The organism is Allomuricauda sp. NFXS6, from assembly GCF_040148835.1.
Taxonomy (GTDB): Bacteria; Bacteroidota; Bacteroidia; order Flavobacteriales; family Flavobacteriaceae; genus Flagellimonas.
The window spans coordinates 86,300-99,827 of the sequence record NZ_JAGEMG010000007.1; the positions used below are offsets into that span (position 1 = coordinate 86,300).

General features: G+C 40.2%; 14 protein-coding genes. All 14 read left to right on the forward strand.

All coding sequences use genetic code 11. The annotated features are described in order from the left end of the window. The first annotated feature begins 333 nt into the window (after nt 1-333). The 14 genes from fabG (at nt 334) to J4E06_RS11680 (ending at nt 13,527) form a co-directional block, all read left to right on the forward strand. Complete coding sequence (fabG, locus tag J4E06_RS11615) at nt 334-1,083, forward strand: 3-oxoacyl-[acyl-carrier-protein] reductase (protein WP_349524086.1); 750 nt, start codon at nt 334-336, stop codon at nt 1,081-1,083. A 4-nt stretch (nt 1,084-1,087) separates the two neighbouring features. Next, nucleotides 1,088-3,121: a vWA domain-containing protein gene (locus J4E06_RS11620; protein ID WP_349524087.1), complete on the forward strand. Its 2,034-nt coding sequence runs from the start codon at nt 1,088-1,090 to the stop codon at nt 3,119-3,121. A gap of 12 nt (nt 3,122-3,133) precedes the next feature. Next, the gene (locus J4E06_RS11625) at nt 3,134-3,949 is read left to right on the forward strand and encodes a prohibitin family protein (protein WP_349524088.1); all 816 of its coding nucleotides are present in this window, start codon (nt 3,134-3,136) and stop codon (nt 3,947-3,949) included. A 199-nt stretch (nt 3,950-4,148) separates the two neighbouring features. Then, nucleotides 4,149-5,006: an ATP phosphoribosyltransferase gene (gene hisG / locus J4E06_RS11630; protein ID WP_349524089.1), complete on the forward strand. Its 858-nt coding sequence runs from the start codon at nt 4,149-4,151 to the stop codon at nt 5,004-5,006. Then, nucleotides 5,006-6,289, forward strand: coding sequence for a histidinol dehydrogenase (hisD, locus tag J4E06_RS11635; protein WP_349524090.1), 1,284 nt, complete (start codon nt 5,006-5,008; stop codon nt 6,287-6,289). The genes hisG and hisD overlap by 1 nt, the downstream gene beginning before the upstream one ends. Then, a complete protein-coding gene (gene hisC, locus J4E06_RS11640; RefSeq protein WP_349524091.1) occupies nt 6,289-7,335 on the forward strand; it encodes a histidinol-phosphate transaminase in 1,047 nt (348 codons plus the stop codon). The genes hisD and hisC overlap by 1 nt, the downstream gene beginning before the upstream one ends. After that, on the forward strand, nt 7,335-8,471 hold the full coding sequence (gene hisB / locus J4E06_RS11645) for a bifunctional histidinol-phosphatase/imidazoleglycerol-phosphate dehydratase HisB (RefSeq protein WP_349524092.1): 1,137 nt from the start codon (nt 7,335-7,337) through the stop codon (nt 8,469-8,471). The genes hisC and hisB overlap by 1 nt, the downstream gene beginning before the upstream one ends. Further along, nucleotides 8,472-9,056, forward strand: a complete 585-nt coding sequence (gene hisH, locus J4E06_RS11650; RefSeq protein ID WP_349524093.1) for an imidazole glycerol phosphate synthase subunit HisH — start codon at nt 8,472-8,474, stop codon at nt 9,054-9,056. A gap of 1 nt (nt 9,057) precedes the next feature. Further along, entirely contained in the window at nt 9,058-9,474 is a 417-nt protein-coding gene (locus J4E06_RS11655) for a GNAT family N-acetyltransferase (RefSeq protein WP_349524094.1), read from the forward strand. A gap of 3 nt (nt 9,475-9,477) precedes the next feature. After that, nucleotides 9,478-10,209: a 1-(5-phosphoribosyl)-5-[(5-phosphoribosylamino)methylideneamino]imidazole-4-carboxamide isomerase gene (gene hisA, locus J4E06_RS11660; RefSeq protein WP_349524095.1), complete on the forward strand. Its 732-nt coding sequence runs from the start codon at nt 9,478-9,480 to the stop codon at nt 10,207-10,209. Beyond that, entirely contained in the window at nt 10,202-10,726 is a 525-nt protein-coding gene (locus J4E06_RS11665) for a DinB family protein (protein WP_349524096.1), read from the forward strand. Before hisA ends, J4E06_RS11665 begins: the two co-directional genes overlap by 8 nt. A gap of 123 nt (nt 10,727-10,849) precedes the next feature. Beyond that, nucleotides 10,850-11,605: an imidazole glycerol phosphate synthase subunit HisF gene (gene hisF / locus J4E06_RS11670; RefSeq protein WP_349524097.1), complete on the forward strand. Its 756-nt coding sequence runs from the start codon at nt 10,850-10,852 to the stop codon at nt 11,603-11,605. Between the two features lie 98 nt (nt 11,606-11,703). After that, nucleotides 11,704-12,300 (forward strand): bifunctional phosphoribosyl-AMP cyclohydrolase/phosphoribosyl-ATP diphosphatase HisIE, encoded by a 597-nt coding sequence (gene hisIE, locus J4E06_RS11675; protein ID WP_349524098.1) that lies wholly within the window; start codon nt 11,704-11,706, stop codon nt 12,298-12,300. Between the two features lie 63 nt (nt 12,301-12,363). Continuing rightward, entirely contained in the window at nt 12,364-13,527 is a 1,164-nt protein-coding gene (locus J4E06_RS11680) for a vWA domain-containing protein (protein ID WP_349524099.1), read from the forward strand. The last annotated feature ends 1 nt before the right edge of the window (nt 13,528 follow it).

The following is a 13,528-nucleotide window of genomic DNA, read 5'->3' on the forward strand; positions in this document are numbered from 1 at the left end:
TCTAAACATAAAACAACAACTATATTTGACCAGTTTTGGATTTTGAACCTAAAAATAGTTCTAGGTGTCAGTTCGAGTGATTTTGAGAAACCAAAAATCGTATCGAGAACTTTTTAGATGAAAATTTTGTTTCTCGATACAAATTTTACTCCTACTGCCGTGAAATCCACTCGAAATGACGAATTTTAGTAAACCGGATAACAACCAATATTTTGGTTAATAACAATTCAAACACAATCATTGTATGAAATGAGCCATATCAATTTTGGACACTAATAGAGGTGTTAATTGGCGAATTGCATCTGACAGTTAAAAACAAATAAATATCCATAGATGAAACTTTTGGAAGGGAAAAACGTAATCATAACAGGAGCCAGTAGGGGAATTGGTAAAGGAATAGCCGAAGTATTTGCAAAACACGGTGCCAATGTGGCATTCACCTACAGTTCTAGCGAAGCTCCAGCCTTGGAATTGGAAAAAGAACTGACCCAAATGGGCGTAAAAGCCAAGGCCTATAAAAGTAATGCCGCCAGTTTTGAAGAATCTGAAGCCCTTGTGGCCAAAGTTTTGGAGGATTTTGATGGCAAAATCGATGTACTCATCAATAACGCAGGTATTACCAAGGATAACCTATTGATGCGAATGGGAGAGGACGATTTTGATAAAGTCATCGAAATCAACCTTAAATCTGTATTCAATATGACTAAAGCTGTGCAACGAACCATGTTAAAGCAGCGCAAAGGCTCCATTATCAATATGAGTAGTGTGGTTGGTGTTAAAGGTAATGCCGGACAGACAAACTACGCAGCTTCCAAAGCAGGGATGATTGGTTTTACCAAGTCCGTAGCATTGGAATTGGGATCCAGAAATATTCGTTGTAACGCCATTGCCCCAGGTTTTATCGAGACAGAAATGACCGAGAAATTGGACGAAAAAACTGTTCAAGGTTGGAGAGAAGGTATTCCATTAAAACGTGGAGGAAGCCCTGAAGATGTGGCCAACGCTTGTGTGTTCTTGGCGTCGGACCTATCTGGCTATGTAACAGGACAGGTATTGAATGTTGATGGTGGAATGTTAACCTAAATGAATGGATTTGAGCACGGTACTACTTATTATTTTAGCAGTCGTTGCCGCGCTTACCATAGTTTATTTTCAATACTTTTATAAAAACCCAAGAAAGGGTTCGCTAAAGATCATATTGGCCGCATTAAGGTTTGTCACCTTATTTAGCGGCCTTTTACTTTTGATAAATCCAAAGTTCGTTGGCAAAGATTATTTTGTAGAAAAAGCAAACCTGATTCTGTTGGTGGACAATTCCACCTCAATGGAAGAGGCTACTTCTTATGCAGAAATTTCGGAGGCCATTACACAAATCAAACAAGACGATGCTTTAAATCAACGTTTTACTATCCATCAATATGGGTTTGGGAAAACAATCGAAGCAATGGATTCCATCCACTTCAATCAATCAAATACCGATATTTCAAATGCACTTTCCACGGTAAATGATGTTTTTGTAAACGGAAACAATGTGATTGTTTTGTTTTCAGATGGTAATCAAACACTCGGCAGAGACTACGAATACATCAACTTAAATGAAAAATCAACCGTAAACCCGGTTGTAGTGGGCGACACCACGCAGTACGAAGATATTTCAGTTGGACTTATCAACGTAAATAAATACGCCTTTTTACGGAACAGCTTCCCTATTGAGACTTCCATTCGGTACCAAGGTTCAAGACCTGTTTCAAGTACAGTCACTATTTCCATTAACGGAAAGAGGGTGCATCAAGAGCGAGTCAATCTCAACAGCAACAAGAGCAGTCAAACCTTAAATACCTTGATTGAGGCGCAGAGTGTTGGCATCAAAACCATCAAAATTGAGGTGAATCCGCTGGAAAATGAACGGAATACAGCGAATAACTCCAAAGAAACGGCTATTGAAGTAATTGATGAAAAAACGAATGTGATTGTAGTTTCCGACATACTACATCCAGATATTGGAGCACTCAAAAAAGCTATCGAATCGAACGAACAGCGTTCCGTAACCTTGGTAAAACCCATTACGGAGCAGTCCATTCTTGAGGAATCCGACCTTATAATCCTATATCAGCCGAATCGGAATTTTAGGAGTGTTTACGAGTTTCTGGAAAATTCAACCTCCAATTACCTCACCATAACAGGAAGCAAAACCGATTGGAACTTTTTAAATAGGGCACAAGAGAGTTTTACCATTTCTGGCAGTAGGCAACCAGAAGAAATTTTACCAATATTGAATAACGCCTTTGGGTTATTTGGTTTGGGCGATTTTTCCGTGGATGGGTTTCCCCCGCTAAAGGGTACCCTTGGGGACATTCAACTGAACAAGAATAGCGAAATACTGATGTTTCAGCAGTTGCAGGGCATTACTTTGGATAAACCCTTGTTCACTATCCTTACAGAAGGAAACACAAAAGAGGCGGTACTATTTGGTGAAGATCTCTGGCGCTGGCGGGCACAAGTCTACCGGAATGATCAAAATTTTAAAAAATTTGATGACTTCATAAATAATATGATGGTTTATTTGGCATCCAATAGACAGCGGAGCCGATTGGAGTTGGATTATGAACTAGTTTTTGACAACGCCAGTGTGGCCAAAATTAGAGTTTCGTATTTTGATGAAAGCTACCAGTTTGATTCCAATGCCAATCTTTCCATCGCTATTAAGGGTAAGGACAATGATTTTTCCAGAGTGTCCCCTATACTTTTAAAAGGTTCTTTTTATGAGGTGGATTTGAGTGATTTGGAGGCTGGGGAATACAATTTCACCGTTACGGTCCAAGATGAAAACCTAAATCGTTCGGGTACCTTCCGAATTCTGGATTTCAATCCAGAAAAACAATTGATTTCTGCGAACAATCAAAAATTGGAGCGATTGGCTCGGAAAAACAAGGGCAAAAGTTACTTTTTAGATGGAGTTAAAACCCTTATAAACGACTTAACTTCTTCAGAAGAATACCTCCCTGTTCAAAAGAGCAGGGATAATGTTGTATCTTTAATAGATTTCCGTATTTTACTCGGACTGATGATCTTTTCCTTAGCATTGGAATGGTTTATCAGAAAATATAATGGATTAATATAAATCAAAATACAAATGGATAGATTACCAAAGATTGCGTTGCCGGCACTGGCAGCGATTATTTTCTTAATTATTATTATTTCAAAATCTGCTATTACCATTGGATCAGGTGAGGCCGGTGTGCTTTATAAAACCTTTGGAGGTGGTGTAGTTACCGATGAGCCACCACTGGGTGAAGGGTTTCACTTGGTAGCTCCATGGAACAATGTCTTTATTTATGAAGTTAGACAACAGGAGGTTTTTGAGAAAATGCAAGTACTTTCCTCCAATGGATTGGAAATTAAGCTTGATGCCTCTGCTTGGTTTCAACCTGAGTATGAATCCTTGGGAAAATTGCACCAAGAAAAAAGTGAGCTTTACAAGGATCGTATCCTTCTTCCAGCAATACGCTCTGCTGCGCGAAGTGTTGTGGGAAGATACACACCTGAGCAACTATATTCCAGTAAGAGGGACGCCATCCAACAAGAAATTTTTGAAGAAACAAGAAACATTGTTGGCGATCAATATATTCAATTGAACCAAATTCTTGTTAGGGATGTTACACTTCCGCCAACCATAAAGGAAGCCATTGAGCGCAAGCTGAAGCAAGAGCAAGAATCCTTGGAATACGAATTTAGATTGATCACCGCCGAAAAAGAAGCTCAAAAAGTTCGTATTGAAGCCCAAGGTAAGGCGGATGCCAATAAAATATTGAGCGCCTCTCTTACCGATAAAATATTGCAGGACAAAGGCATAGATGCCACCCTAAAGTTGGCGGAATCACCAAATGCTAAAGTCGTGGTGGTAGGTTCAGGCGATGATGGATTACCATTAATTTTGGGAAATAACTAAATATCCCTTTTTTGATATAAAAATATATCCTATTTTTGGACCATAATGAGAAACAAAAACACACATCATCATTTTTATACTTGCCCTCAAGCGAGATAGAAATGTATTGTTGTTTTTAAAATATATTCTAACCCGTTTGAGAAATCAAACGGGTTTATTTTTTGTACCCCTTTGGTTTTTCGGACAAAACGATTGAAAAATGACAAAAATTAGAATTGCTGTTCAAAAAAGTGGCCGTTTAAACGAGGATTCCCTCAAAATTTTAAAAGATTGTGGTATTTCCATCGACAATGGAAAGGACCAGTTAAAAGCAACTTCTCGTAATTTTCCTTTGGAAGTGTTTTACCTAAGAAATGGTGATATCCCACAATACCTTAGGGATGGAGTGGTAGACATTGCCATTATAGGCGAAAATGTGCTCATTGAAAAAGGAAAGGATATTTCCATTGCGGAGCGATTGGGTTTTTCTAAATGCCGGGTATCCTTGGCAGTTCCAAAAAGTGAAGCCTACAATTCCATCAAGGATTTTGAAGGTAAAAAAATCGCAACCTCTTACCCGAATACGGTCAAGGATTACTTGGCATCCAAAGGTGTTACGGCAGATTTGCACATCATTAACGGTTCTGTGGAAATCGCTCCCAATATTGGATTGGCTTACGGTATTTGTGATATTGTTTCCAGTGGAAGTACCCTTTTCAAAAACAACCTGAAAGAAGTTGAGGTGATGCTGAAAAGTGAAGCTGTACTAGCGGTATCACCGACCATTTCCGAAGAGCGTAAAGAATTGCTGAAAAAAATCCAGTTCAGGATTAAATCGGTGCTTCAAGCGCGTCAGAACAAATATGTGTTGATGAATGCTCCGAACGATAAATTGGATGAAATCATTGCAATTTTACCGGGAATGCGAAGCCCCACGGTATTGCCCTTGGCAGAAGAGGGTTGGAGCTCCGTGCACACTGTAATCAATCGCGAAACTTTTTGGGAAGTGATTGATGAGCTGAAACAAGCCGGTGCAGAGGGAATTTTGGTTTGTCCTATCGAAAAAATGGTACTGTAATGCAACGTATCAATTATCCACAGCCAAAAGAATGGGACGAAATACTAAAACGTCCCACGCAAACTGTTGCCGATATTGAAGAGGTGGTCAACAGTATTTTCAGGGAGGTACAATCGGATGGTGACACCGTAATCAAAAAATATACGGCCCAATTTGACAAGATTGATTTAGACTCGCTAGTCGTTTCCAATTCAGAAATTCAGAAAGCTAACGATTCTGTTTCGGATGCATTGAAACAAGCCATCAATCTGGCCAAATCGAATATTGAGAAATTCCATGCTGCCCAAAAAACAACTAAGGTTGAAGTGGAAACAATGCCCGGGGTAGCATGTTGGCAAGAAAAGCGGCCCATTCAAAAGGTAGGGTTGTATATTCCGGGCGGTACAGCACCACTGTTTTCAACCATTTTAATGTTGGCCATACCCGCTAAACTGGCAGGGTGCAAAGAAATTGTGCTTTGCAGTCCACCAGACAAGAAAGGTGAAGTCAATCCAGCGATTTTATATACCGCCCAATTGTGTGGGGTAACCCAAATTTTTAAAGTTGGCGGCATTCAAGCCATTGCAGGGATGACCTTTGGAACGGAAAGCATTCCAAAAGTCTATAAAATATTTGGCCCAGGAAACCAATATGTGACGGTTGCAAAGCAATTAGCTACCAAATATGGCGTAGCAATAGATATGCCAGCGGGACCAAGCGAGCTTTTGGTGGTTGCGGATGATTCAGCCAAGGCTGCTTTTGTAGCTTCGGATTTGCTCAGTCAAGCAGAACATGGAGTTGATAGTCAGGTAATCCTGGTTTCTACTTCAGAAAAATTGATTAAGTCCGTTGAAGAGGAGATCGAAAGTCAACTACAGCAATTGCCTAGAGCGGAAATAGCTAGCAAATCAATTATCAATAGTAGGCTAATTTTGGTCAACAATGACCAAGAAGCTTTGGAACTTATTAATGAATATGGTCCAGAACACTTTATTGTTTGTGTGGAAAATGAGGATTATTACCTCGAGAACATTCAAAATGCCGGATCTGTTTTTATTGGAAACTATACGCCGGAAAGTGCTGGTGATTATGCTTCTGGCACCAATCACACCCTGCCCACCAACGGTTACGCCAAGCAATATAGCGGCGTAAATTTGGATAGCTTTATGAAGAGTATAACCTTTCAGAAAATATCAGAAAAAGGCATACAAGGCATTGGAAGCGCCATAGAATTGATGGCAGAGGCAGAAGGCCTGCAAGCACATAAAAATGCAGTAACCCTTAGATTAAAAAGTTTGAAATAATGGAAGGGTTTAATTTAAACAAAATAGTTCGAGAATCGGTTCGTAAGCTGCAACCATACTCTTCTGCACGTGACGAATATGTGTCCGATGGTTCGGAGATGATTTTTTTGGATGCCAACGAAAATCCGTTCGATAATGGGGTCAATCGCTATCCAGATCCGTACCAGCGAAGCCTTAAATCGCTTTTGGCGGAGCAAAAAGAATTGTCGGAAAGTCAAATTTTATTGGGTAACGGTAGCGACGAGATCTTGGATTTAATTTATAGGGCGTTTTGTGAACCCAATCAGGATAACATTATCACTTTGCCGCCTACTTATGGAATGTACAAGGTACTTGCTGGCATCAATGCGGTAGAGAACAAAGAAGTTTTGCTAACGACAGATTTTGAACCGAATGTAAATGAAATTTTAAAAGTTACAGACTCCAATTCCAAGCTTCTTTTTATCTGCTCGCCCAACAACCCCACTGGAAACTCCTTCAAAAAAGAAAGAATTGAGAAGTTGTTGGAATCCTTTAATGGACTGGTGGTTATTGACGAAGCATATATTGATTTTTCAAAAGATGAAAGTTGGTTGTCACAACTTAAAACATATCCGAACTTGATTGTGACCCAAACGCTATCCAAAGCATATGGATTGGCAGGTATCCGATTGGGGATATGCTATGCATCGGAAGAAATAATAGGTATTTTGAACAAAATCAAACCACCCTATAACGTAAATCAACTAACACAGCAACGAGCTTTACAGCGAGTATTGAATCAAGATTTGGTCGATCAAGAGGTACAGCAGATTCTTTATGAAAGAGATGGATTGATCAAAGCATTGGATAATCTGGATTTTGTAAAAGAATTATATCCAACCGATGCCAATTTTGTATTGGCTAAAGTGGATGATGCTAACAAACGTTACCAACAATTGCTTGAAAAGCAAGTGGTGGTGCGTAACCGAAGTACGCAACCGCTCTGTGAAAATACCTTGCGATTTACCGTGGGCACACCAGAAGAGAACAAAAAATTGATAGCCATTTTAAAAGAAATGAAGTAATGGGCAAAAAAGTACTATTTATTGATCGGGATGGGACGATGATCAAAGAAACTGCCGATGAGCAGATTGATGCCTTTGAGAAGCTAGATTTTTATCCCAAAGCTTTTACCTATTTGGGCAAAATTGCCAAGGAATTGGATTATGAATTGGTGATGATCACCAACCAAGATGGGTTGGGTACCGATATTTTCCCTGAGGACACCTTTTGGCCGGTTCACAATTTCATCATCAAAGCTTTTGAAAATGAAGGGGTAGTTTTTGATAAGGTTTTTATAGACAGAACATTTCCAAAGGACAATGCAGATACCCGCAAACCAGGCACGGGAATGTTGACTTCCTATTTTTCTAAGGAATATGACTTGGAGAATTCCTTTGTGATCGGTGACCGATTGACGGACATGGAATTGGCCAAAAACCTCGGAGCCAAAGGAATCTTTATCAATGATGAAACTCATCTGGGCACTGGAGAAATCACGGTAAAACGCGAAGAGTTGGATGAAAATATTGCATTGGAAAGCAATGATTGGGAGAAAATCTACGAGTTTTTAATACTGGAAAACCGGGTAGCGGAAATATCCCGAAAAACCAATGAAACCGACATTAAAATCAAGATAAACCTTGATGGAACCGGAAAGAGTGACATCAACACAGGTTTAGCATTTTTTGACCATATGTTGGACCAATTGGCCCGACATGGACAAATGGATTTAAACATTAAGGTAGATGGGGATTTGGAAGTAGATGAGCACCATACCATTGAAGATACTGCTATTGCTCTGGGTGAATTGTTTTCTAAAGCTTTAGGTAACAAACTCGGTATAGAACGCTATGGTTTTGCTTTACCCATGGATGATTGCCTCGCACAAGTAGCTATTGACTTTGGAGGTAGAAACTGGTTGGTCTGGGATACCGAGTTCAAACGTGAAAAAGTGGGAGATATGCCTACCGAAATGTTTATGCACTTTTTTAAATCGTTCACCGATGGAGCCAAGGCGAATTTGAACATCAAAGCAGAAGGCACCAACGAACACCATAAAATCGAGGCTATTTTCAAAGCTTTTGCCAAGTCCATAAAAATGGCGGTGAAGCGCGATGCGGAAAAAATGGTTTTACCATCAACTAAAGGAATGCTTTAAATGAAAATTGTAATAATTGATTATGGGGCTGGAAATATCCAAAGTATCATGTTTGCCATAAAGCGGCTAGGCTACGAAGCGGTTTTGAGTCACGAGGCCGATGAAATCCGAAATGCCGACAAAGTCATTTTTCCAGGAGTTGGAGAGGCCAGTTCAGCAATGGCCAAATTAAAGGCTACGGGCTTGGACAAGGTGATTCCAACATTAAAGCAACCTGTTTTGGGCATCTGTTTGGGTATGCAGTTGATGTGCCATTCTTCCAAAGAAGGAAATACCGAAGGTTTGGGCATCTTTGATTTGGATGTAGTGAAGTTTTCCAACAACGTAAAAGTGCCTCAAATTGGATGGAACCAGATTTCAGACTTGAAAAGCAAGCTTTTCACCAATATTCCCGAGAAATCCTATATCTATTTGGTGCATAGTTTTTACGCTCCAATTGGAAAAGAAACAATTGCCACATCGGAATATAATGTGGAATATAGTGCCGCTTTGCAGAAAGATAATTTTTATGGCGTGCAGTTTCACCCCGAAAAAAGCAGTGATGTCGGCAGTGAAATCATGAAGAACTTTTTAACCCTTAGCTGATATGGAGTTCTATATTTCAACGGATAAGGACAAATTAGATATTGAAAAGGTTCACACTGAAGTTTCATCCACGTATTGGGGAGAAGGAAGGACCAAGGAGGAAACACTTCTGACCATCGAAAAAAGCATCTGTTTTGGAATGTATGATGAAAATGACCAACAAATTGCTTATGCCAGAATGATGACGGACGCATTGGTTTTTGCCTATATCATGGATGTCGTTGTCTTTGACCCCCACAAAGGCAAAGGACTTGGAAGAAAACTAATGCAATATGTTTTGGATCGTCCCGATGTAAAAAGGGTAAATACGGTGGCACTTAAAACATTGGACGCCCATAGTTTTTATGAAAATTTAGGCTTTAAAAGAGTGGGAGATTCAGAGATGTGGATGTCCATAGACCGAATAAAATACGATTAGATAATGAGATTGATTCCAGCTATAGATATTATCGACGGAAAGTGTGTTCGTCTTTCCAAAGGGGATTATAATACCAAAAAAATCTATAATGAAAACCCCTTGGAAGTAGCCAAAGAGTTTGAGGCACATGGTATTCTGCACCTTCATTTAGTGGATTTGGATGGGGCAAAATCCAAACACATTGTTAACCATAAGGTATTGGAATCCATTGCATCAAAAACAAGCTTACAAATTGATTTTGGCGGTGGTTTAAAGTCTGATAAAGATTTATATATCGCTTTTGAAAGCGGTGCGCATCAGATTACTGGAGGCAGCATTGCTGTAAAGGACCGAGAAACATTTTTGGGCTGGTTGAAAACCTATGGTCCCGATAAAATTATTCTAGGGGCCGATGCCAACAACGAAAAAGTGGCTGTATCGGGCTGGCAAGAAGAATCGGATTTAGAGTTGATTCCTTTTGTACAACAATATCAATCAGAAGGAGTCCAATATGTTATCTGTACCGATATCAGCAAAGATGGAATGTTACAGGGACCTTCGTTCGACTTGTACCAAAAAATGCTGTCAGAAACCAAAAAAGGCTTAAATTTAATTGCCAGTGGAGGCATATCCTCCTTTGACGAACTTCCCAAACTTGCTGACATTGGTTGTAAGGGCACAATCATTGGCAAAGCCATTTATGAAGGCAAAATCAGTTTAAAGCAATTGGAACATTATATTCTTGAAAATGGATAAAGAAAAAGAACTCCAGGAAGAATTGGTTTGGAACGCAGGGTACCGTATGAACGAAAGCCTACGCATGATCAAAATTTGTCTGGAACAGTTGTCGGAGGAGCAGGTTTGGGAGCAACCCAATGAGTCGAGTAACAGCATCGCCAATCTCATCCTTCATCTATGTGGAAATATTACCCAATACGGGATTGCGTCCATTCAAAATTTGGAAGACACCCGCCAACGTGATGAAGAATTCACAACGAAATCAAGCCATAACAAAGCGGAACTCATCAAAATGTTGGAAGATACCATTGATGAAGCCAAACGAGCTATTTATGATGCCCCGCTCAAAGAACTTTTACGCAAAAGAAACGTTCAGGGCTTTAACTTTTCTGGAATCGGGAACATCATTCACGTAACAGAGCACCTGTCCTATCACACGGGACAGATTGCCCTATGGACCAAAATTTTGCAGAATAAAGATCTAGGTTTTTATGGCGATGTAAACCTGAATGTGAAAAATGAAACTAAAGATTAATAATGCTAGAACTACGTCATGCTGAACTTGTTTCAGCATCTCATCAAAATAGATAAATGAGACCCTGAAACACGTTCAGAGTGACAACAACTCTTTTACTTATGGTTTTATAACTAAAATTAAATGCTTACAAAAAGAATTATACCCTGTCTGGATATCAAAAACGGAAGAACCGTAAAAGGCATCAACTTTGTGGACCTCCGTGATGCTGGCGACCCTGTGGAATTGGCAGAAATTCACGCTAAAGCAGGAGCCGATGAGTTGGTATTTCTAGATATTTCTGCGACCGAAGAAAAACGCAAAACCTTGGCCGAATTGGTTTACCACGTAGCAGAGACTATCAATATTCCCTTTACTGTGGGCGGAGGAATTTCATCCGTAGAAGATGTTGATATTCTTCTTAAAAATGGTGCCGATAAGGTTTCCATCAATTCATCGGCGGTAAAAAGACCTGATTTGATCAATGAACTGGTGGCTAAATTCGGTTCGCAATGCATTGTGGTAGCCATTGATGCCAAGCAAATAGACGAACAATGGAAAGTCCATTTGGTGGGAGGGAAGGTACCAACGGAACTGGACCTTTTTGACTGGGCCAAGGAAGTGGAAGAACGTGGAGCAGGTGAAATTTTGTTTACTTCCATGGATCACGATGGCACCAAAAATGGTTTTGCCAATCAAGCTTTGGCTGAATTGTCAGCATTGGTCAATATTCCTGTGATTGCATCGGGTGGTGCGGGAACCATTTCACATTTCACGGATACTTTTAAAGATGGAAAGGCTGATGCAGCATTAGCTGCCAGTGTTTTTCATTTTAAGGAAATCGAAATCAACACACTTAAAAAAGAATTAAAGGAAGAAGGAATTCCTGTGAGAATATAAAATTCACATCTCGACGCTTCTTCGATTGCCCCTTCGACTGCGCTCAGGGTGACAGCTCAGGATGACATCTCGATGTGACAGCTTAAGAAAAATTTACAATGCAAATAGATTTCAATAAAAATTCAGACGGACTTGTACCAGCAATCATTCAGGATGCAACAACCAAAAACGTGTTGATGCTGGGGTATATGAACCAGGAGGCGTTCGAAAAAACCAAGGAGACACAAAAAGTCACATTTTTCAGTCGTTCCAAACAACGCTTATGGACCAAAGGCGAGGAAAGTGGCAACTTTTTAAACCTAGTGGATATGCAGGTAGATTGTGATAACGACACCCTTTTAGTGATGGTAAATCCAATAGGTCCTACCTGTCACAAAGGAACGGATACTTGCTGGGCCGAAGATAATGTTCAAGGTTATGGTTTCTTGTCAACCTTGGAAGGTGTCATCGAATCCAGAAAAAATGACCAAGAGAATCCGAATAGCTATGTAGCCTCGTTATTTCGCAAAGGCATCAACAAAATAGCACAGAAAGTAGGAGAGGAGGCCGTGGAAACGGTAATCGAGGCCAAAGACAACAACGAGGAACTTTTCCTGAACGAAAGTGCCGACCTTTTATTTCACTACCTCATTCTGTTACAGGCCAAGGGTTATTCTTTGAATGATATTGCCCAAGTTCTGGAAAAACGACATTAAACAAATCCGTTAAGTTTTTTGTAAACGTTTAGCCTTTACAACGAAATACCGTAAATTTATGTAATGGCTATGAACACAAGAAAAGGGTTTCGTTTTACCAATTACGAAGCACCGGACCAAACTCCGTTCGAAAAACTCTTCGAGATTTTTCAGGAACTAGTTACCCATACTTCAGGTGATGTGGAGGAGGCTTTGGACTGGCTTCGCGAACTGGACAAGGAATATGAACTTACCGATGACGATTACACCATTGACGATTTTATAGAAGACCTAAAAGCCAAGGGTTATATCCGTGAAGAATTCGATATGGATAATCCCCAAGGTGGAGAAGGCGAAGAAGGTGACGAAAATGGTGGGGGTGGAAATCTTTCCATTACCTCCAAACTGGAGCGAATGCTTCGCCAACGGGCTTTAGACCAAATATTTGGTAAAATAAAACGTAGTGGTTCGGGTAACCATAAAACGGGGAAATCAGGTAAAGGAGATGAGCATACGGGAGATTTCCGTGAATACCGTTTTGGGGATTCATTGGAGCATATCAGTATGACGGAAAGCCTCAAGAATGCCCAAGTCAACCACGGATTGGACAACTTTTCACTGAGTGAAGAGGATTTGGTGGTGGAGGACACCCAGTATAAGGCTCAGATGAGTACCGTGTTGATGATTGATATCAGCCACAGTATGATTCTATACGGTGAAGACCGAATCACACCCGCTAAAAAAGTAGCAATGGCCTTAGCTGAACTCATCACAACAAGATATCCTAAGGATACACTTGATATTTTGGTTTTCGGAAACGATGCTTGGCCCATCCCCATCAAGGACTTGCCTTATCTGCGAGTGGGGCCGTACCATACTAATACAGTGGCCGGACTTCAATTGGCGATGGATATGCTCCGCAGAAAACGGAATACCAACAAACAGATTTTTATGATTACGGACGGAAAGCCATCATGTTTACGGCTCCCGAACGGTGATTATTACAAGAACAGCGTAGGGTTGGATGAATACATTGTGGAAAAATGCTACGCAATGGCCCAACAGGCAAGAAAACTTCATATCCCCATCACCACTTTTATGATTGCAGAGGATCCTTATTTGATGCAATTTGTGCGTGAATTCACCAAGGCAAACAAGGGAAAAGCCTTTTACACAGGACTAAAAGGATTGGGCGAAATGATTTTTGAAGATTACGAGCAGAACAGAAAAAGAAGAATTAAAGGATAAC

Bases quoted from the DNA above. Each gene is read 5' to 3' on its own strand.
- hisIE (WP_349524098.1), top strand. From the start codon at position 11,704: ATGCAAATAGATTTCAATAAAAATTCAGACGGACTTGTACCAGCAATC.
- J4E06_RS11625 (WP_349524088.1), top strand. From the start codon at position 3,134: ATGGATAGATTACCAAAGATTGCGTTGCCGGCACTGGCAGCGATTATT.
- J4E06_RS11655 (WP_349524094.1), top strand. From the start codon at position 9,058: ATGGAGTTCTATATTTCAACGGATAAGGACAAATTAGATATTGAAAAG.
- hisD (WP_349524090.1), top strand. From the start codon at position 5,006: ATGCAACGTATCAATTATCCACAGCCAAAAGAATGGGACGAAATACTA.
- hisC (WP_349524091.1), top strand. From the start codon at position 6,289: ATGGAAGGGTTTAATTTAAACAAAATAGTTCGAGAATCGGTTCGTAAG.
- hisB (WP_349524092.1), top strand. From the start codon at position 7,335: ATGGGCAAAAAAGTACTATTTATTGATCGGGATGGGACGATGATCAAA.
- hisF (WP_349524097.1), top strand. From the start codon at position 10,850: ATGCTTACAAAAAGAATTATACCCTGTCTGGATATCAAAAACGGAAGA.
- fabG (WP_349524086.1), top strand. From the start codon at position 334: ATGAAACTTTTGGAAGGGAAAAACGTAATCATAACAGGAGCCAGTAGG.
- J4E06_RS11665 (WP_349524096.1), top strand. From the start codon at position 10,202: ATGGATAAAGAAAAAGAACTCCAGGAAGAATTGGTTTGGAACGCAGGG.
- hisH (WP_349524093.1), top strand. From the start codon at position 8,472: ATGAAAATTGTAATAATTGATTATGGGGCTGGAAATATCCAAAGTATC.
- hisG (WP_349524089.1), top strand. From the start codon at position 4,149: ATGACAAAAATTAGAATTGCTGTTCAAAAAAGTGGCCGTTTAAACGAG.
- hisA (WP_349524095.1), top strand. From the start codon at position 9,478: ATGAGATTGATTCCAGCTATAGATATTATCGACGGAAAGTGTGTTCGT.
- J4E06_RS11620 (WP_349524087.1), top strand. From the start codon at position 1,088: ATGGATTTGAGCACGGTACTACTTATTATTTTAGCAGTCGTTGCCGCG.
- J4E06_RS11680 (WP_349524099.1), top strand. From the start codon at position 12,364: ATGGCTATGAACACAAGAAAAGGGTTTCGTTTTACCAATTACGAAGCA.